Origin of the sequence: Paracoccus haeundaensis (assembly GCF_006239215.1) — a bacterium.
In the GTDB taxonomy this organism is placed as follows: Bacteria; Pseudomonadota; Alphaproteobacteria; order Rhodobacterales; family Rhodobacteraceae; genus Paracoccus; species Paracoccus marcusii.
On record NZ_VDDC01000014.1, the window covers coordinates 45,614 to 65,066 of the forward strand.

Annotated in this window: 16 protein-coding genes; 11 read left to right on the plus strand and 5 right to left on the minus strand. The window is 70.3% G+C overall.

Annotated elements, in window-relative coordinates; all coding sequences use genetic code 11:
- Positions 1-142 precede the first annotated feature (142 nt).
- From urtA to urtE, 5 genes are read left to right on the plus strand one after another with little or no spacing between them, the layout of a single operon-like run.
- Positions 143-1,402, plus strand: coding sequence for an urea ABC transporter substrate-binding protein (urtA, locus tag FHD67_RS09000; RefSeq protein WP_176695089.1), 1,260 nt, complete (start codon positions 143-145; stop codon positions 1,400-1,402).
- A gap of 54 nt (positions 1,403-1,456) precedes the next feature.
- A complete protein-coding gene (gene urtB / locus FHD67_RS09005) occupies positions 1,457-3,376 on the plus strand; it encodes an urea ABC transporter permease subunit UrtB (protein WP_425467249.1) in 1,920 nt (639 codons plus the stop codon).
- 3 nt (positions 3,377-3,379) lie between these two features.
- Positions 3,380-4,555, plus strand: coding sequence for an urea ABC transporter permease subunit UrtC (gene urtC, locus FHD67_RS09010; protein WP_139598502.1), 1,176 nt, complete (start codon positions 3,380-3,382; stop codon positions 4,553-4,555).
- Positions 4,552-5,292 (plus strand): urea ABC transporter ATP-binding protein UrtD, encoded by a 741-nt coding sequence (urtD, locus tag FHD67_RS09015; RefSeq protein WP_139598503.1) that lies wholly within the window; start codon positions 4,552-4,554, stop codon positions 5,290-5,292. Before urtC ends, urtD begins: the two co-directional genes overlap by 4 nt.
- 1 nt (position 5,293) lies before the next feature.
- Complete coding sequence (gene urtE / locus FHD67_RS09020; protein WP_139598504.1) at positions 5,294-6,001, plus strand: urea ABC transporter ATP-binding subunit UrtE; 708 nt, start codon at positions 5,294-5,296, stop codon at positions 5,999-6,001.
- Positions 6,002-6,086: 85 nt separating this feature from the next.
- Here urtE and FHD67_RS09025 read toward each other — a convergent pair whose 3' ends face one another.
- Together FHD67_RS09025 and FHD67_RS09030 are read right to left on the minus strand one after the other, a co-directional pair.
- A complete protein-coding gene (locus FHD67_RS09025) occupies positions 6,087-6,536 on the minus strand; it encodes a DNA polymerase III subunit chi (protein ID WP_139598505.1) in 450 nt (149 codons plus the stop codon).
- A gap of 132 nt (positions 6,537-6,668) precedes the next feature.
- Positions 6,669-8,252 carry a leucyl aminopeptidase gene (locus FHD67_RS09030; RefSeq protein ID WP_139598506.1) on the minus strand — a complete coding sequence of 528 codons (1,584 nt, stop codon included), beginning with the start codon at positions 8,250-8,252 and terminating at the stop codon, positions 6,669-6,671.
- A 110-nt stretch (positions 8,253-8,362) separates the two neighbouring features.
- Between FHD67_RS09030 and lptF the strand changes: the two genes are divergently transcribed.
- From lptF to rsmA, 6 genes are read left to right on the plus strand one after another with little or no spacing between them, the layout of a single operon-like run.
- Entirely contained in the window at positions 8,363-9,484 is a 1,122-nt protein-coding gene (gene lptF, locus FHD67_RS09035; protein ID WP_139598507.1) for an LPS export ABC transporter permease LptF, read from the plus strand.
- On the plus strand, positions 9,481-10,590 hold the full coding sequence (gene lptG / locus FHD67_RS09040; protein WP_046000023.1) for an LPS export ABC transporter permease LptG: 1,110 nt from the start codon (positions 9,481-9,483) through the stop codon (positions 10,588-10,590). The genes lptF and lptG overlap by 4 nt, the downstream gene beginning before the upstream one ends.
- On the plus strand, positions 10,587-12,968 hold the full coding sequence (locus tag FHD67_RS09045; RefSeq protein ID WP_246071271.1) for an LPS-assembly protein LptD: 2,382 nt from the start codon (positions 10,587-10,589) through the stop codon (positions 12,966-12,968). Before lptG ends, FHD67_RS09045 begins: the two co-directional genes overlap by 4 nt.
- A gap of 31 nt (positions 12,969-12,999) precedes the next feature.
- Positions 13,000-14,271 (plus strand): peptidylprolyl isomerase, encoded by a 1,272-nt coding sequence (locus FHD67_RS09050; protein ID WP_045983589.1) that lies wholly within the window; start codon positions 13,000-13,002, stop codon positions 14,269-14,271.
- Positions 14,268-15,233 carry a 4-hydroxythreonine-4-phosphate dehydrogenase PdxA gene (gene pdxA / locus FHD67_RS09055; RefSeq protein WP_176695090.1) on the plus strand — a complete coding sequence of 322 codons (966 nt, stop codon included), beginning with the start codon at positions 14,268-14,270 and terminating at the stop codon, positions 15,231-15,233. The genes FHD67_RS09050 and pdxA overlap by 4 nt, the downstream gene beginning before the upstream one ends.
- Positions 15,234-15,288: 55 nt before the next feature.
- Complete coding sequence (gene rsmA / locus FHD67_RS09060) at positions 15,289-16,134, plus strand: 16S rRNA (adenine(1518)-N(6)/adenine(1519)-N(6))-dimethyltransferase RsmA (protein ID WP_139598509.1); 846 nt, start codon at positions 15,289-15,291, stop codon at positions 16,132-16,134.
- A gap of 123 nt (positions 16,135-16,257) precedes the next feature.
- On the opposite strand, the gene FHD67_RS09065 is transcribed toward rsmA, so the two are convergent.
- From FHD67_RS09065 to prfA, 3 genes are all read right to left on the minus strand, one after another.
- Entirely contained in the window at positions 16,258-17,241 is a 984-nt protein-coding gene (locus FHD67_RS09065; protein ID WP_139598510.1) for a DUF4167 domain-containing protein, read from the minus strand.
- Between the two features lie 254 nt (positions 17,242-17,495).
- The gene (gene prmC, locus FHD67_RS09070) at positions 17,496-18,332 is read right to left on the minus strand and encodes a peptide chain release factor N(5)-glutamine methyltransferase (protein WP_139598511.1); all 837 of its coding nucleotides are present in this window, start codon (positions 18,330-18,332) and stop codon (positions 17,496-17,498) included.
- Positions 18,329-19,384 carry a peptide chain release factor 1 gene (gene prfA, locus FHD67_RS09075; protein ID WP_139598512.1) on the minus strand — a complete coding sequence of 352 codons (1,056 nt, stop codon included), beginning with the start codon at positions 19,382-19,384 and terminating at the stop codon, positions 18,329-18,331. Before prfA ends, prmC begins: the two co-directional genes overlap by 4 nt.
- Between the last annotated feature and the right edge of the window lie 69 nt (positions 19,385-19,453).

Genomic DNA, 19,453 nt, shown 5'->3' on the forward strand with positions numbered 1-19,453 from the left:
ACTGCTGAAATCCTGTCCAACTGCCCGATTTTCCCCTCTTTCTGCACATGCGAAGGCCGCGCGCCTTCCCAAGGACAACAGGGACACCGGCCGACGCGCCGGGGGGAAAAGGGTAACGATGACCAAGCTGACCAAGATCCTGATGCTGACCAGCGCCCTGACGCTGGCCCACGCCGCCCATGCCCAGGAGGGCGAGCCGATCAAGATCGGCGTGCTGCATTCGCTGTCGGGCACCATGGCGATCTCGGAGACCACGCTGAAGGACACGGTACTGATGCTGGTCGAACAGCAGAACGCCAAGGGCGGCGTGCTGGGACGGCCGCTGGAGGCGGTGGTCGTCGATCCGGCATCCGACTGGCCGCTGTTCGCGGAAAAGGCGCGCGAGCTGCTGACCGTCAGCGACGTAGACGCGATCTTCGGCTGCTGGACCAGCGTCAGCCGCAAGTCGGTCCTGCCCGTGATCGAGGAGCTGAACGGCCTTCTGTTCTATCCCGTCCAGTACGAGGGCGAGGAATCGTCCAAGAACGTCATCTATACCGGCGCCGCCCCGAACCAGCAGGCGATCCCCGCCGTCGACTACATGCGCGACGAGCTGGGCGTGGAAAGCTGGGCTCTGCTCGGCACCGACTATGTCTATCCGCGCACCACGAACAACATCCTGGACGCCTATCTGAAGGATAACGGCACCGCACCCGAGGACATCTTCGTCAACTACACCCCCTTCGGGCATTCCGACTGGTCCAAGATCGTGGCCGATGTCGTGGCGCTTGGCGCGGGCGGCAAGAAGGTCGGCGTCGTGTCCACCATCAACGGCGACGCGAACGTGGGCTTCTACAAGGAGCTGGCGGCGGCGGGCGTGTCGGCGGACGACATCCCGGTCATGGCCTTCTCCGTGGGCGAGGAAGAGCTGTCGGGCCTGGATACCGCCAACCTGGTCGGCCACCTGGCGGCCTGGAACTACTTCCAGACCGCCGAATCGGACGCGAACACCGCCTTCATCGAGGAGTGGAAGGCCTTCACCGGCGATGCGGACCGCGTGACCAACGACCCGATGGAGGCTACCGTCATCGGCTTCAACGCCTGGGTCGCGGCGGTCGAGGCTGCGGGCACCACCGACGTGGACCCGGTCCTGGACGCGATCGTCGGCATCGAGGTGCCGAACCTGACCGGCGGCACGGCCACCGTCCTGCCCAACCACCACATCACCAAGCCCGTCCTGATCGGAGAGATCCGCGAGGATGGCCAGTTCGACATCGTCAGCCAGACCGACCCCGTGCCGGGCGATGCCTGGACCGACTTCCTGCCGGAATCGGCGGTGCTGGACGCCGACTGGCCGGGCAAGGACTGCGGCATGTTCAACACGGAAACGGACAGCTGCGTCCAGGTCCAGTCGAACTACTGACGTGACGGTCGGGCGGCCCCGCGCCGCCCGGCCCTTCGTGCGAAGGAAGCCCCCGTGATCCGCCATCGTCTTCTTGCCTGCGCGCTTGCGCTGATCCTGCCGTGGTCGGCGCAGGCCAACCCGGCCCTGCAAGCCGTCATCGACGCGAATCTGGACCAGATCGAACGTCCCTCGCGCCAGACGGTCGGGCCGCTGGTCGACCAGATCGCGGCGACCGGCCCCGAGGGGCTGGCGATGCTGCAGGCCTGGGCCGACCGCAGCCTGGGCCTGACGGAAACCGGCCAGGTTCTGATCATGGACGACGACACGGCCACGGACGCAGTGACCGGCGATGCGGTCGCGGGGGCCGATCCGCGGATGCTGCGCCCCAATTCCGGCGTGCGCGGCGTGATCGAGGCGGCGCTGGCCGCGGGCGCGCTGACCGACCCAGACCCCGCGCGGCGGGCGGCCGCGCTGCAGTCGCTGGAACGCGGTGCGGCACCCGACCAGCTGCCGCTGCTGCGCGCGGCCTTGGACGATCCCGACCCCGTGCTGGCGGCGCGCAAGGCGCGGCTGGAACGCCTGCTGACCATCCAGCACGACCCCGACAGCGCCGCCCGGGTGGCCGCGATCGAGGAGATGGCGGGCGACGTCGGCCTGGATTTTCGCGCCGCGCTGAACCCGCTTCTGGTGACCCGCGCGGTGGTGGCCCCCGACACGCCGCCCGGCGCCAATGTCGCGCGCGAACTGACCCCCGGCGACGCGGGCCTGTCGCGCGAGGCGGCCTTGGCCCAGCTGGTCCAGCAGGACCTGCTGCAGCCGCCCTTGTCGGGTGCCGATCAGCGCGCGGCGCTGGCGGCCAACATCACCGACGGGGCGGTGGCGGGCGTCCCCGTCGACCAGCTGTCCGACCAGGCCGCGCGCGACCGTGCCTATCAGGCGCTGGAGGCGGCAGGCGCCGTCCCCCCCGCCGCGACGGAAACCGAGATCCAGGCCGCCCTGGATGCCAGCCGCTTCTTCGAGGTCTATGCCGAACCCGACACGGCCGTGACGGACGCGGCCAAGGCCGCTCAGATCCGCGCGCAGGTCCGCCTTGGCGCGATGACCGGGATCGACCTGGGGCTGGACGCGCTGTCGCTGGCATCCATCTATTTCCTGGCGGCCATCGGGCTGGCCGTCACCTTCGGCGTCATGCGGGTGATCAACATGGCGCATGGCGAATTCATCATGATGGGCGCCTATACCGCCTACACGGTCCAGACCGTCATCGCGGACCGCACGCTGTCGCTGGTGGTGGCGCTGCCCCTGGCCTTCGCGGTGACCGCGCTGGCGGGGGTGGTCCTCTACCGTCTGGTGATCCGGCACCTGGCCAACCGCCCGCTGGAGACGCTCTTGGCGACCTTCGGCGTGTCCATCGCGTTGCAGCAGCTGGCCAAGAACATCTTCGGCACCCAGGCCCGCCCCCTGACCGCCCCCGCCTGGCTGGAGGGGTCGATCACCGTGAACGACGTCATCGGCATCAGCGCGATCCGGGTTGCGATCTTCGTGCTGGCGCTGCTGTTCCTGGGGCTGTTCCTGTTCATCATGAAGCGCACCCGGTTGGGCCTCGAGGTCCGCGCCGTCACCCAGAATCCCGGCATGGCGGCGTCCATGGGCATCAACCCCGACCGCATCGCCATGATGACCTTCGGCCTGGGGTCCGGCATCGCGGGCATCGCGGGCGTGGCGATCGGTCTGTTCGCGCAGGTCACGTCGGAAATCGGCCAGCAATACATCGTCCAAAGCTTCATGACCGTGGTCGTGGGCGGCGTGGGCAACATCTGGGGCACGCTGGCGGGGGCCACCCTGATCGGCGGACTGTCCAAGGTGATCGAGTTCATGAACCCCGCCAATACGCTGGCCGCCCAGACCTTCATGATCCTGTTCATCATCATCTTCATCCAGTTCCGGCCGCGCGGGATCATCCCGCAGCGCGGTCGCGCGGCCGAGGCGTAAGACATGACCCGAACCCCCTTCATTCTGAAGAATCCGTCGGTCCTGGCGATGCTGGCCGTGCTGGCGGTGCTGACGCTGGCCGTCACGCTGACCAGCCAGGCCTATGGCACCGGCGCGCTGCCGACATCGACGGTCAAGATCCTGGGCATGACGCTGTGCCTGGCGCTGGCGGCTGTCGCGATGGACCTGGTCTGGGGATACCTGGGCATCCTGTCCCTGGGCCAGATGGCGTTCTTCGCGCTTGGCGGCTACATGATCGGGCAATGGCTGATGTATGCGCGCACCGAAGCCATCGTCGCGCCGCAGCTGGCGCAATCGCCCATCCCCCCCACCCCGCAGGAGGTCCGCGACGCGGTCACCAACCAGATCTTCGGCGTGGTCGGGTCGTCCGACCTGCCGCTGGTCTGGTCCTTCGCGCATTCGCTGTGGCTGCAGCTGCTGCTGGTCGTGGCGGTGCCGGGGCTTCTGGCGCTGGTCTTCGGCTGGCTGGCCTTCCGCAGCCGCGTCAACGGCGTCTATCTGTCGATCCTGACCCAGGCGATGACGCTGGCCCTGGCGCTGTGGCTGTTCCAGAACGACAGCGGGTTCCGGGGCAACAACGGGTTGTCGGGCCTGCAGAACCTGCCGGGGCTGGACCATGTGGGCCAGGCGACCCTGTCGGTGTGGTTCCTGTGGGCCTCGGCCGCGGCGCTGGCGCTGTTCTATGCCCTGGCCGCCTGGCTGGTCAGCGGCAAGTTCGGCAGCGTCACCCGCGCCATCCGCGACGACGAGACGCGCGTGCGATTCCTGGGATACCCGGTCGAGGGGTTCAAGCTGGTCGTCTTCACGCTGGCCGCGATGATCACCGCCATCGCCGGGGCGCTGTACTATCCCCAGGCCGGGATCATCAACCCGGCCGAGATGATGCCCATCGCCTCGATCTACCTGGCGGTCTGGGTGGCGATCGGCGGGCGCGGGCGGCTCTACGGCGCGGTCATCGGCGCGGTGGTCGTGTCGCTTCTGTCCAGCTGGTTCACCGGCGGGCGGGCGCCGTCGATCCACCTGCCGGGATACGTGGTCAACTGGGTCGACTGGTGGCAGGTGCTGCTGGGCCTGTCCTTCGTGCTGGTCACGCTGTTCGCGCCCAAGGGCATCGCCGGGGTGTTCGACCTGTTCGGCCGCAAGGGAGACCGGGCATGAGCGCGCTTCTGGAGGTCAGCGGGATCAGCAAGTCCTTCGACGGGTTCAAGGCGATCAACAACCTGTCCTTTTCCATCAACGCGGCCGAACTGCGCGCGGTGATCGGGCCGAACGGCGCGGGCAAGACGACGTTCATGGACATCGTGACCGGCAAGACGCGCCCCGACATGGGCGAGGTGCTGTGGGGGGCCACGTCGAAATCGCTGCTGAAGCTCTCCGAGGCGCAGATCGCCCGCGAGGGGATCGGTCGCAAGTTCCAGCGCCCCACCGTGTTCGAGGACCAGTCGGTCGCCGACAACCTGGTGATGGCGCTGAAGGCCGACCGCAGCCCGTTCGCGGTGCTGGGCTGGCGGCCCACGGCCGCGTCGCGGGACCGCGTGAGCGAGCTGGCCACCGAGGTCGGGCTGGCCGACCAGCTATCCCGCCTTGCCGGAGAGCTGAGCCACGGCCAGAAGCAGTGGCTGGAGATCGGGATGCTGCTGGCATCCGACCCGCGGCTGCTGCTGGTCGACGAACCCGCGGCCGGCATGACCCTGGCGGAACGCGAACAGACCACGACGCTGCTGTGCCGGCTGGCGGAAACGCGTGCCGTGGTGGTGGTCGAACACGACATGGATTTCGTGCGCCGCCTGAACTGCAAGGTGACCGTGCTGCACCAGGGGTCCGTGCTGGCCGAGGGCAGCCTGGACCACGTGACCCGCAATCCCGACGTCATCGACGTCTATCTGGGGCGATGAGATGATCGAGGCCAAGAATTTGACCCTGCATTACGGCGGCAGCCAGATCCTGCACGGGATCGACCTGTTGGCGCGCCCCGGAGAGGTCACCTGCGTGATGGGCAACAACGGCGTGGGCAAGACCAGCCTGATGAATCTGCTGGCCGGCAGGCATCCCCGGTCGGGCGGGGACATCACCTGGGACGGCAAGCCCCTGGGCCGGCTGTCGGCGCAGCGGATGGCGCGGATGGGCGTGGGCTATGTCCCGCAGGGCCGCGCGATTTTTCCGATGCTGACGGTGCGCGAGAACCTGGAGACCGGGTTCGCCTGCCTGCCCCGCGGCGACAGGCGCATCCCGGACGCGATCTTCGACAGCTTTCCGGTGCTGGCCGAAATGGCGCATCGGAGGGGCGGCGATCTGTCGGGCGGCCAGCAGCAGCAGCTGGCCATTGCCCGCGCGCTGATCACCCGGCCCCGCGTGCTGCTGCTGGACGAGCCGACCGAGGGGATCCAGCCCAACATCATCGCCCAGATCGGGCGGGTGATCGCCGGTCTGCGCGACCGGGGCGACATGGCGATCGTGCTGGTCGAGCAGTTCTTTGACTTTGCCTGGGATCTGGGCGACCGGTTCTTGGTCATGGAACGCGGGCGCGCGGTGCTGCAGGGGCCGAAATCCGATCTGGCGCGGTCGGACCTGCACGCCCGCCTGGCGGGACATGCCAGCGCCTGAAGGACGTCGTCGCGGACGGCGGCAGGCGGGCTGCCAGCCCCCCTGACCCCCCGGAAGGCCGGCACACGGACATGACCGTCCTGCCCTAGCGCTTGCGTTCCCAGTTGCCCGATTCTTCGGACCAGTATTCCGCCTCGACGCCCGCGGCGGTCAGCTCGCGCCATTGTGCGCGGGCGCGTTCCAGCGCCTGCGCGTCGCCCCCGTCAAACAGGATGCAAGTCCGCTGCACGGCCTGCGCGCGATCGGGCGCAACCGGGGCACCGTCCAGCGCCATCAGGCAGGACGGGTCGTTGGCGGCAGGCTGATCGGGCAGGGTCAGCAGGATCGGCTGTCGCGCGTCATGGGGTCCGCCGGACAGGCCATGCGGCAGGAAGCCGTCGCCCTGCCACAGATGCTGGTCCAGACGGTCCAGACGATCCGGGTCGGGGGCCGACAGTTCGACCCGCCAACCCGCGGACAGTGCCTTGGTCAGCAGGACCGGCAGCAGCGCCTCGGCCGGGGACCGGGTCAGGTGATAGAACAGCGCCTTGCCCATGTTAGCGCAGCACCCCGGCGATGGCGGCGCAACCGCCGGCAAGGGGCAGCGTCGCTGCGGACGCCGACGATCGCGGGCGTCCGGGGCGTGCGCAGGCGGTGCACGAGGTGTGCACCGCAGACGCCGCGGGGCTCACGCGTCCTCGAAGCCGTCGCGCACCAGGCGGTCCAGCGTCATCACGCCCCAGCCCGACGCGCCCTTGGGCGCCAGGTCGGTGCCGCCCGGCGGCAGGGCCACGCCCGCGATGTCGATATGCGCCCAGGGCTGGCCCTCCTTGACGAATCGCTGCAGGAACTGCGCCGCGGTGATCGAGCCCGCCGCGCGCCCGCCCGAGTTCTTCATGTCCGCCAGGCGGCAGTTGATCAGCCCGTCATAGGCCGCGCCCAGGGGCAGGCGCCATGCGCCCTCTCCCTCCGACTTGGCGGCCGACAGGATCTGGCCCGCCAGCATGTCGTCGTTCGAGAAGACGCCCGCATTGTCATGGCCAAGCGCGATGATGACCGCGCCGGTCAGGGTCGCCAGGTCGATCATGGCACGGGGGCGATAGGTTTCCTGCGCGTACCAGAGGACGTCGGCCAGGACCAGGCGGCCCTCGGCGTCGGTGTTCACGACCTCGATCGTGTCGCCCTTCATCGACTTCAGGATGTCGCCGGGACGATAGGCGCGCCCGTCGGGCATGTTCTCGACCAGGCCGACCAGGCCCACGACATTGGCCTTGGCGCGGCGCAGCGCCAGGGCGCGCATGGTGCCCGCGACGACGCCCGCGCCGCCCATGTCCATGGTCATCTCCTCCATGCCGGCGCCCGGCTTGATCGAGATACCGCCGGTGTCGAAGACGACGCCCTTGCCGACCAGCGCCAGCGGCGCCTCGTCGCCGCCGCCGTTCCAGCGCATCACCACGACCTTGGAGGGCGATTCGCTGCCCTGGCCCACGGCCAGCAGGGCGCGCATGCCCAGCTTGGCCAGCTGGTCCTCGTCCAGGACCTCGACCTCCAGGCCGATCTCCTGCATGGCCAGCAGGCGGTCGGCGAAGTCGGTGGTGGTCAGGACGTTGGCGGGTTCGTTGACCAGGTCGCGGGTGAAGAACACGCCCTCGGCCACCGCGGCGGCGTCCTGGGCGGATTTCGCCAATGCCTCGGGGTCCTTGACCATCACGGTGACGCGGGCCTTGTCGCCGATGGGTGCATCGGCGCTGTCGGGGGCCTCGGTCGCCTGCGCATCGCCCAGGACGGCGTCGTCCTGTCCGGCCTGCTGTTCGGGGATCAGCCCCTCGGCCTGGGCCGGGGCGGCGTCCGGCGTCGCGGGCTTGGTCTTGTAGACCGAGAAATCATAGCCGCGCAGCGCCAGCCCGAAGGCGATCTGTCCGGCCTGCTTGTGGCTGCCCGCCAGAACCAGCGTGTGCCCGGTGCCCAGCTTGGCGCCCAGGGCGGCCCCCGCGCGGCGTGCCTCGGCCTGGGTGGCGGAATTGGGCAGCATGACCAGAATCAGCGCGTCGGCGGCCATGCCCGCGGGAAAGGCCAGCTCCAGCGCCTGCCCGGACTTGAGCGCACGCCCCGCCTTGGAGGCCAGGGCCCGGGTCGCCGCATCGCGGATCACGCGGGGCAGCTTGCCCGGCAGCTTGGACGCGTCGGTCATGATCAGGGCCACGCGGCCCTTGTGATCGGCCAGCTTGTCCAGCGCGACCTCGGTGAAGTTGATTTCGACAGGTTGGGTCATTGCAAAACGGTCCTCACGTCTGGTTGCGCCGACCCTAGACCCCCGCCCGGCCCTTTTCCAGAGCCGCCCTTGCCGCTAAGCAGGACGGAACGTCACGCCAAGGACCATCCATGCCGCGCATCGACCGATACATCCTGGGACAGCTGCTGACGCTGTTCGGGTTCTTTGCCCTGGTGCTGGTCTCCGTCTACTGGATCAACCGGGCGGTCAGCCTGTTCGACGATCTGCTGAACGACGGCCAGACCGCCCTGGTGGTGCTGGAGTTCACGGCGCTGACGCTGCCGCTGGTCATCTCGGTCGTGCTGCCGGTGGCGGCATTCGCGGCGACCGCCTATGGCACCAACCGCCTGGCCGGCGAATCCGAACTGGTCGCGATGCAGTCGGCGGGCCTGGGGCCGTGGCGGCTCGCGCGGCCGGTGCTGATCTTCGGCATCTTCGTCGGCGTGATGGTGGCGGTGCTGGTTCACGGGCTGGTGCCCATGGCCCGCGCCCGCCTGGCCGACCGCAGCGCCGAGATTGCCGAAAACGTGACCGCGCAGTTCCTGCGCCCCGGCAGCTTCCAGTACCCGGCGCGCGGGGTCACGCTGTTCATCCGCGACGTGGCAGGCGACGGTCGCCTGCTGGACCTGTTCATCGAGGATTCGCGCGATCGCGCCGATCAGGTCACCTATACCGCGCAGGAGGCGCTGGTGGTCCGGAACGATACCGGCCCGGTGCTGATCCTGCTGGAGGGCATGGCGCAGAACCTGCGCCCCGGCCCCGACGGCCCGGTCCTGTCGGTGACCCGTTTCGACGAATTCAGCTATGACGTGGGGGCGATGTTCGCGGGCGGCGGCAGCCGGGGCCGCGACCTGCGCGATTTCGGCACGCTGGCGCTGCTGCAGGCCGACCCGGCCGTCCTGGAGGCCACCGGCGCGACCGCCGCCGACGCCCAGCGCGAGGCGCATGAGCGCCTGGCCCAGCCGCTGCTGTCGCCGATCGCCGCGATGCTGGGCTTTGCCACGCTGCTGATCGGCGGGTTCTCGCGGTTCGGGGTGTGGCGGCAGGTGGGCTGGGCCACCCTGTCGCTGATCGCAGTGCAGTTCCTGACCAACGCGGCCGCGAACCAGGTCGGCCGCGATGCCGCGCTGTGGCCGCTCCTGTATCTGCCCGCCGTCCTGGGCGCGGGGCTGTGCCTGTCCTTCCTGTGGCTGGCCGCCCGGCCGCGCGGACCACGCGAGGTCGCCCGATGATCCTGGCTCTTTACGTCGCGCGCCGCTTCCTGCGCGCCTTCCTGATGATCGCGGGGGTGTTCCTGCTGATCCTGTTCCTGATCGACATGATCGAGATCATCCGCCGCTTTTCGGGCCGCGACATCGGCCTGGGCGGGGCGGCGCGGCTGGCCGGGCTGAACATAGCCGGCAGCTTCTATTCCATCCTGCCGCTGATGACGGTGCTGGCCGGGATCACGCTGTTCCTGGGCCTGGCCCGCAGCTCGGAAATGGTGGCGATCCGCGCATCGGGCCGGTCGGCGCTGCGCGTGGTGCGCGCCCCGGTGGCCACCGCGATCGTGCTGGGGGCGCTGACCGTTGGCCTGCTGAACCCGCTGGTCGCCGCCACCGGCTCGCTTTACGACGACGCCGTGGCCGAGATCGACCGCGCCGGCAGCCAGACCGTCAGCCTGGGCGACAGCGCCGTATGGCTGCGCCAAGCCGTCCAGCAGGGCGGGGAGGAGGCCGGCCAGATCGTGATCCGCGCCAGCCGCGCCAGCCCCGATGCCGTGACCCTGTATGACGCCAGCTTCCTGGTCTTCGGCGCCGAGGCCGGTCCGATCCGCCGCATCGAGGCCCGAGAGGCGCGGCTGACCCCCGGGGCCTGGGACCTGCGCGATGTCAGCGACTTTCCCCTGGATCAGCCCAATCCGCAGGCGGCCGTGACCCGCAGCGCCGCGATGACCCTGGCGTCGGACCTGACCGCCCAGCGCATCCGCGAGGGGTTCGGCCGTCCCGAATCGGTGCCGGTCTGGCAGCTGCCGCAGTTCATCGCCGGGCTGGAACGTGCGGGCTTTTCCGCCGCCCGGCACAAGGTCTGGTTCCAGACCGAACTGGCACGCCCGTTCCTGATGGCCGCGATGGTGCTGATCGCCGCGGCCTTCACCATGCAGCATGTGCGGGGCCGCAACACCGGCGGTGCCGTGCTGATGGCGTTCGGCGCGGGGATCGCGCTGTTCTTTCTGCGCAACCTGGCGCAGGTTCTGGGGGATAACGGGCAGATCCCGCCCGCGATGGCGGCCTGGACGCCGCCCCTGGTCGGCGCGATGCTGGCCCTGGGGCTGATCCTGAGACGGGAGGACGGATGAGCGCGCGCATGGTAAGCCGGGGCCTGCTGCGGGCGGGGGTGGCGCTGATCGCGCTGTCCGGTCCGCTGGCCGCCCAGTCGATGTTCGATGCCGATGACGGCATGGGCGTGCAGCCGCTGACAGGCATGCCGGGCAGCATGTCCGCCGACAGCGGCGTGACGGCCCTGGCGCCCGAATCGGTGGCCTTGGGCAGCGCGCCCGTGGCCGACCGCACCCCCTCGCCCCAGAACCCAATGGTTGTGGGACCCGATGCCGACGTGACCCTGCCCGGCGGCGGGCCGCGCGATCCCCAGTCCGGGGCCGCCACGCTGCTGGCCGACCGGATCGACGTCGCGGGCGACCAGACCCTGACCGCGTCCGGCGGCGTCGTGGTCTGGCACCAGGGCGCCCGGCTGGTTGCCGACCGGATCGTCGTGGACGGTGACAGCGGCGATCTGACCATCGAGGGGCCGATCCACCTGTCCCGCCCCGGCGCCGCCGACCCCGAGACCGACGCGATCCTGATCGCCGACAGCGCCCAGCTGGACAGCGAACTGCAGGACGGCATCGTCCTGGGCGCGCGGCTGGTGCTGGCCCGCGAACTGCAGCTGGCCTCGACCCGGCTGGAGCGGCGCGAGGACGGACGGATCAGCCAGCTGGACAATGTCGTGGCATCCAGCTGCCAGATCTGCGCGACCGATCCGACGCCCCTGTGGGAGATCCGCGCCCGCAGCATCATCCACGACGCAGACACGCGGCTGATCACCTTCGACCGCCCGCAGCTGCGCGCCTTCGGCGTGCCGCTGGCCTATGTGCCCTTCCGCGTGACAGCGCCCGACCCGTCGGTGGAACGCCGCTCGGGCTTTCTGCGCCCCGAGATCCGCACGACATCGGGCCTGGGGTTCGGGGTCAAGCTGCCCTATTTCCAGACCCTGGGCGACAGCACCGACCTGACCGTCACCCCCTATGTCAGCGAAAGCCGCACCCGCACGCTGGAGCTGCGCTATCGCCAGGCCTTCACCACCGGGGCCACGGAGTGGAACGGCGCGATCAGCCGCGACGACCTGCGCCCGGGCGAGACGCGCGGCTATCTGTTCGGCGCGGCCCAGTTCCTGCTGCCGCGCGACTATCGCCTGGCGCTGCAGGTCCAGCATGCCAGCGACCGAGCCTATCTGCTGGATTACGGCGTCACCGATGCCGACCGCCTGTGGAGCGGCGTCAGCGTCGAACGCGTGCGGCGCGACAAGCTGTTCTGGGGCCGCGTCGGCAACTATGAGACCCTGCGCGAGGACGAGGACAACGCGACCTCTCCGGCGCAGGTGGCCGACGCCATCTGGATGCGCCGCCTGACGCCACGCCTGATCGGCGGCGAGGCGCTGCTGGAATGGTCGGCCCATGCCCATCGCCGCCCGTCGGACAGCGACCTGGTCGGTCGCGACGTGGCGCGCGCATCCGTGGGCCTGGACTGGCGGCGCAACCAGATCCTGCCCGGCGGGATCGTCGCAGCCGCCTTGGCCGGGCTGGACGCGGATCTGTACCGCATCGCGCAGGACGACCAGTTCGACGACGTCGTGACCCGCGTCGATCCGCAGGTCGGGGTCGAACTGCGCTGGCCCCTGGCCGGCGGCACGGGCGGCGCCACCCATATCGTCGAGCCGGTGGTCCAGGTCCTCTATTCGCCGCGCGGCCGCGACCAGGACATCCCGAACGAGGACAGCCGCCTGATCGAGTTCGACGAAGGCAACCTGTTCTCGGACAACCGCTTTCCGGGCTGGGACGTGCGCGAGACCGGGCTGCGCGCCAATATCGGCGCCACCTGGACGCGGATCGATCCGACCGGATGGTCGATCGGGGTGACCGGCGGGCGCGTGCTGCGCGCACGCGATGCCGACAACTTTGCCGCCGACAGCCCCCTGGGCGGGCGCAGCTCGGATTGGCTGCTGGCCGCGAACTTCGACAATGGCGGCGGGCTGGCCGTGGCCAACCGCGCGCTGTTCGACGATTCGGCGCGCATCTCGCGCAACGAATTGCGGGTGGGCTGGCTGCGCCCGGACCTGAACCTGTCGGCCGGCTACATCTGGATCGACCGCGACGAGGACGAGGGCCGCGTCGTCAACGCCAGCGAACTGGCCGCCAATGTCGGATGGCAGATCGCGGACGGCTGGTGGGGCGAGGCCGAGACGCGGTATGATTTCGCCGCCGACCGGGCACAGCGCGCGGCCTTGCGCGTGGCCTATCGCAACGAATGCATCACGCTGGAAAGCGGCCTGTCGCGGCGCTTCAGCAGCAGCGACCTGCTGCGCGCGGAAACCAGCTTCGACCTGTCGGTCCGCCTTGGCGGGTTCGGCGCACAAGAAGACGGCCCCGGCACGGTGGCGCGCCGCAACTGCATGCGCTAACCTGCGGGCCAAGGACCAGATGAGGGCAGACATGCGGCAATTTCTTTCGGGTATCGCCCTGGCGGCGATGATCGCCACAGGCGCGGTGGCGCCGGCGGCGGCGCAGAACCTGTTCGCGCCCGTCGTCTATGTGAACGACAGCGCTGTCACCCGCTATGAGGTCGATCAGCGGATGCGGTTCATGCAGGTGATCGGCGCCCCCGACGCTAGTGCCGCCGCTGCCGAACGGGCACTGGTCGACGACCGCCTGCGCATCCAGGCCGCCCGCCAGATCGGCGTCGAGATCACCCCCGAGGGGCTGCAGGCCGGTCTGGAGGAATTCGCAGGCCGCGCGGGACTGGACGCGGCGGGCTTCATCGCCCAGTTGGAACGCGCCGGCATCGAGGAAGGCGTGTTCCGCGATTTCGTCGAGGCCGGCACCGTCTGGCGCGACGTCGTGCGCGCCCGCCTGCTGCCCCGCGTCAACGTCACCGACGCGGAGGTCGACCAGGAACTGCAGCGCGTGATCGAGACGCCGATCATCGACCGCGTCCTGCTGTCGGAACTGATCATCCCCGCCCCTCCGGGACAGGAGGCGCAGGCCCTGCAGCTGGCCGAACGCATCGCCGCCTCGCGCCCGACCGAGGCCCAGTTCGCCGAAGCCGCGCGGCAGTATTCGGCCACCCCCTCGGCCGAGGCGGGCGGGCGGCTGGAACTGCTGGCGCTGGACAACCTGCCGCCCAGCCTGCGTCCGATCATCGCCGGCCTGCAGCCCGGCCAGACCACGCCGCCCCTGCCGGTCGAAGGCGCGGTGGTTCTGTTCTTCCTGCGCGACGCCCAAGGCACGCTGCGCCCGGGCGCGCGGGAACAGGTGCTGGACTACATGACCCTGCGGCTGGCCTCGGTCACCGATGCGGCCAGCCTGGCCGCGCGGGCCACCAGCTGCGACGACCTTTACGTCCAAGCGGGCCCCGAGGCCGCCGCCCAGATCCAGCGCCAGACCGTGTCCCAAGGCGCGATCCCGCAGATGATCGGCGCGCGCCTGGCCTCATTGGACGCCAACGAGGCCGGGGTGGTCCCGTCGGGCGCGGGGGCCGATCTGGTGATGCTGTGCTCGCGCCAGCCCGCGCTGGCCGCCCAGGCCCAGGTGGCCACCACCGCCCTGCCCGATGACGGGGTCGAGGCCGCGATCCCCCAGCCCGAAGTCCAGGGCATCCCCTCGCGCGAGGCCGTCCGCGACCGGCTGTTCAACGCCAAGATCAACACCGCCGCCGAGGGGCTGCTGGCCGATCTGCGGGCCGACGCGATCATCCGGCGGCCCTGATGGCGCGCATCCTGCTGACCTGCGGCGAACCCGCGGGAATCGGCCCCGAACTGGCGCCGCTGGCGCTGGCCGCGGGCGTGGACCTGGTCTGGATGGGCGATCCGCGCCATCTGCCTCCGACCGCCGCCTGGACCCCGGTCGCGGACCCCGACGATGCCGTCCCGCCCGGCCACCTGCCGGTGCTGCGCCATGACTTCGCAGGCCCCGCCACGCCCGGCCGCCCCGACCCCGCCCATGCGGCCGATGTCGTTGCGGTCATCGCCCGCGCGGTCGATCTGGCGATGGCGGGTCGCGTCGCCGCGATCTGCACCGCCCCCATCAGCAAGGAGGCCCTGATCCGCGGCGCGGGCTTCGCCTTCCCGGGCCATACCGAATTCCTGGCGCATCTGGCGGGCGACGTGCCGGTGGCGATGATGCTGGCCTCGACCACGGTGACGCCACCCTGCCGGGTGGTGCCCGCGACGATCCACATCCCCCTAGCCGACGTGCCCACGGCCCTGACCGAACAGGCACTGGAACAGGCGATCCGCCTGACCCATGCCGCGATGATCCGCGATTTCGGCCTGACCACCCCGCGCATCGCGGTTGCGGGGCTGAACCCCCATGCGGGCGAGGGCGGTATGATGGGCACCCAGGACCGCGACATGATCGCCCCCCTGATCGCCCGTCTGCGCGATCAGGGCCTGCACGTCACCGGCCCCCATCCGGCGGACACGCTGTTCCATGCCCCCGCGCGGGCGCGCTATGACGCGGCCGTCGCCTGCTATCACGACCAGGGCCTGATCCCCATCAAGACGCTGGATTTCGACGGCGGGGTGAACGTGACGCTCGGCCTGCCCTTCATCCGCACCTCGCCCGATCACGGCACCGCCTTCGACATCGCGGGCAAGGGGCTGGCCGATCCGTCCTCGACCATCGCCGCGCTGCGTCTGGCGCGCTCCATGGCGGACAGCCGGGCATGAGGTTTCTCCTTTGCCCAAATACCCATTGGCGCGCCCCCGCCCCCAGGACCTCGCGATGATCGACAACCTGCCCCCCCTGCGCGAGGTGATCGCGACCCATGACCTGCGCGCGAAAAAGCAGCTGGGCCAGAACTTCCTCCTGGACCTGAACCTGACGCACAAGATCGCGCGGCAGGCGGGCGACCTGACCGGATGCGACGTCCTCGAGGTCGGTCCCGGCCCCGGCGGTCTGACCCGCGGCCTGCTGGCCTGCGGCGCGCGACACGTGCTGGCCATCGAAAAGGACCCCCGCGCCCTGCCTGCGCTGGAGCAGATCGCGGAGGCCTATCCCGGCCGCCTGACGGTCATCACCGGCGACGCGCTGCAGATCGACCCGCTGGCGTACCTGACGCCGCCGATCCGCGTGGCCGCGAACCTGCCCTACAACGTGGGAACCGAGCTGCTGATCCGCTGGCTGACGCCCCGGGACTGGCCACCCTTCTGGCAATCGCTGACGCTGATGTTCCAGCGCGAGGTGGCCGAACGCATCGTGGCCCGCCCCGGCTCCAAGGCCTATGGCCGGCTGGCGCTGCTGGCGCAGTGGCGGGCGGACGCGCAGATCGTGATGTCCCTGCCGCCCGAGGCCTTCGTGCCCGCGCCCAAGGTCCATTCCGCGGTCGTCCACCTGACCGCCCTGCCCCAGCCGCGCTTCCCCGCCGATGCGGCGATCCTGTCACAGATAACAGGGGCCGGCTTCAACCAGCGCCGCAAGATGCTGCGCGCCAGCCTGAAAGGCCTGCACCCCGAGATCGAGGCGCTGCTGGACAGCGTCGGCATCCCCCCCACCGCCCGCGCCGAGGAAATCGAGCTGGAACGCTTCTGCGCCCTGGCTCGCGCGCTTCAGGCGGCCCGGCAGGGCTGATCCCGCGCCATCGACCCCGCAACGACGGCGGACGCCCAAAATGGCGCCCTTCATGGGATCTTTACGACATAGGGCGCGCCGATCTGGCGCGCCCTCTCCCATTCCTCCGATGATCCGCCCGGATCAGTCCTGATCGCCCTCGGGGCGGACAGGGGCCGGACGCTCCGCCTCGGCCACGGGCTTGCGGCGGCTGCGGGTCGGCGCGGGCGTCCCGTCCTCGGACACGGCACGCGGCGCGCGGGGACGAGAGACGCGGGTCCGTGCGGGCTTGGCCGGGGCTTCCGCCTCGGGCGTGCGGACGGCGGCGCCGCCGTCGTCCTCAGTGGCAGGCATCACCTCGGGCAGGCTGGGCTGCTGCAGGAACTGCGGCGCGTTCTCCTCGGACAGGTCGGGACGCGGGTCCTGACGCGGCTCGACGCGCGCGTCCTGGCGCGGCTCGGACCGCGGGCGCTGCTCACGCGGCTGGTTGTCGCGCTGGCTGTCACGACCCTGATTGTCACGGGCCTGATTGTCACGATTCTGATTGTCGCGGGGTTGGCTGTCGCGACCCTGGTTCTCACGGGGCTGACCATCGCGGGCCTGGTGATCGCGCTGGCCGTCGCGGGGCTGGTGTCCGCCATCGCGCTGCTGGTCCCGCTGCTGTCCGCCGTCGCGCTGCTGATGGTCGCGGCGCTGGTTGCCCTCGCCCTGCTGGCCCTGGTTGCCGTTCTGGCCACCATTGTTCCGATCGCCGCTGTTCTGGCCACCGTTGTTCTGGCCACCGTTGTTCTGACCGCCGTTCTGGCCACCCTGGTGATAACCATGGCTGCCGATGTTGCTCTGATAGCCGTCATCGTCGGGGCGGCCCTGGCGTTCGGCCATCTCGCGGTTCGCCTCGCCCAGCATGCGGGTGTAATGCTCGGCGTGCTGCAGAAAGCTCTGCTCCGCGACGCGGTCATGGGACAGCTGCGCGTCGCGCGCCAGCGTCAGGTATTTCTCGATGATCTGCTGGGGGGTGCCACGCACCTTGCCCTCGGGCCCCGAGCTGTCAAAGACGCGATTGGTGATGTTCCCCAGCGTGCGCTGGCGGTTCGATTTGCTACGCGAGCGGGATTTTGATGATCTCATCAGTCTTGTCTGTAATGTTTCCGGGCGTCGGGATGCCAGCGTGAACTGGACGGCGGTGTCGGACGGATACGGGGGCTGTGACCACTCCGTTCAGCCCTGCCTTGCCCAACCGCGGCGCACCAGATGCACCCCTTCGGTATCGGCAGTTGTCAGGCTGACCCATGCGACGGCTAGGGCCTGTCGCACGCTGCCGACTAACCATGCAATGACGGGCCAGACAAGGGAAAACTGCGAAAATCACGCCGAAATGGGCGTCAAACCGCCGCAGCGGGCGCGAAATCCGCCAGCACCACCCGGTCGCGTCCATCCAGATCGGGCAGCACGCGCACCTGCGCGCCCTCCGCCCGGAACAGCGCCGCGACCGCCGCGCCCTGGGTCGGTCCGATCTCGACCAGGGCGGCGCCCTTGGGCGACAGCAGGCCGCGCACGCCCGCCGCGATGGTGCGATAGGCGCCCAGCCCGTCGCCTTCGTCGGTCAGCGCATGGCGGGGTTCCCAGTCGCGCACGTCGGGGTCCAGCAGCGCCATCTCGATCGCAGCGATATAGGGCGGGTTCGACACGACCAGGTCGAACGGCCCCTCGACCCCGTCCAGCCAGTCGGCCTGGCGGAACCGCGCGTCGACGCCGATCCGCCGGGCATTGTGACGCGCAACCTGCAGCGCGGCCTCGGATATGTCGGTGCCCAGGCCCGTCGTCCCCGGACGTGCCGCCAGAAGCGAGATCAGGATCGCCCCCGTCCCCGTCCCCAGGTCCAGCACCCGCCGCCAAGGCCGCGCCAGTGCCGCCTCGACCAGCGCCTCGGTCTCGGGGCGCGGGTCCAGCGTGTCGCGCGTGACCTTGAAGCGATGCGCCCAGAAATCGCGGAAACCGGTGATCTGGGCCACGGGCTGGCGCAGGGCGCGGGCCGCGATGCCGCGGTTGAACTGCGTCGCCTGATCGTCGGTCAGCGCGCGGTCGTCGGTGATGCGCAGCTGGCCCGGCTCGATCTCCAGCACCGCGGCCAGGATGCGGTCAGCGTCACGCGACGCGCCCGCGATGCCCGCCGCGCGCAGCAGCGCCGTGCCCTGGGCCTGGGCGTCCGACAGCCTCACTGCGCCTCGGCCAGGCGGGCGGCCTGGTCATGGGCGGTCAGCGCGTCGATGATCTCGGTCAGGTCGCCGGCCATGACCCGGTCTAGGGCATAAAGCGTCAGGTTGATGCGGTGGTCGGTCATGCGGCCCTGCGGAAAGTTATAGGTGCGGATGCGCTCGCTGCGGTCGCCGCTGCCGACCTGCGCGCGCCGATCGGCGGATCGTTCGGCATCGGCGGCGGCGCGCTGCATGTCATAGAGACGGGCGCGCAGCACGGCCATCGCGTTGGCGCGGTTCTGGTGCTGCGACTTCTCGCTGCTGGTGACGACGATGCCGGTGGGCAGGTGGGTGATGCGCACGGCCGAATCGGTCGTGTTGACATGCTGGCCGCCCGCGCCGGACGCGCGCATCGTGTCGATGCGGATGTCGGTCGCAGGAATCTCGATCTCGACGTCCTCGGCGGCCTCGGGCAGGACGGCCACGGTGGCCGCGCTGGTATGGATCCGTCCACCCGATTCGGTCGAGGGGATCCGCTGCACCCGGTGCACGCCGGATTCGTATTTCAGGCGGGCAAAGACGCCCTCGCCCTCGATCCGGGCGATGGCCTCCTTGATGCCGCCCAGCTCGGTCCGGGTCAGCTCCAGCGTCTGGAACTGCCAGCCCTGGGCCTCGGCGTGGCGGCGGTACATCTCCAGCAGGTCGCCCGCGAACAGCGCGGCCTCGTCGCCCCCGGTTCCGGGGCGGATCTCCAGGATCGCGGGGCGCGCGTCCGCGGCATCGCGCGGCAGCAGCGCCAGCCGCAGGTCCTGCTCCAGCGCGGGCAGCAATGCGCCCAGGCGGCGCAGCTCGTCCTCGGCCAGGTCGCGCATCTCGGGATCGGCCAGCAGGGCGCGGGCCTCGACCAGCCCGTCCTGGGCAGCGCGCCAGCGGTCGATCTGGGCCACGACGGGCTTCAGCTCGGCATATTCACGGCTGATCCTGGCGATCTGGTCGGCGGCGGGGCCGGCATTCAGCTGCGCCTCGAGAAACTCGAAGCGGGCGGCGATCTGGTCAAGGCGGTCCTGGGGCAACATGGATGCGGCTTACCCCCCGGCCCCGGACCGTACAAGCGCCCTTGCATCCCGGCACGACGCCGGGGGGGT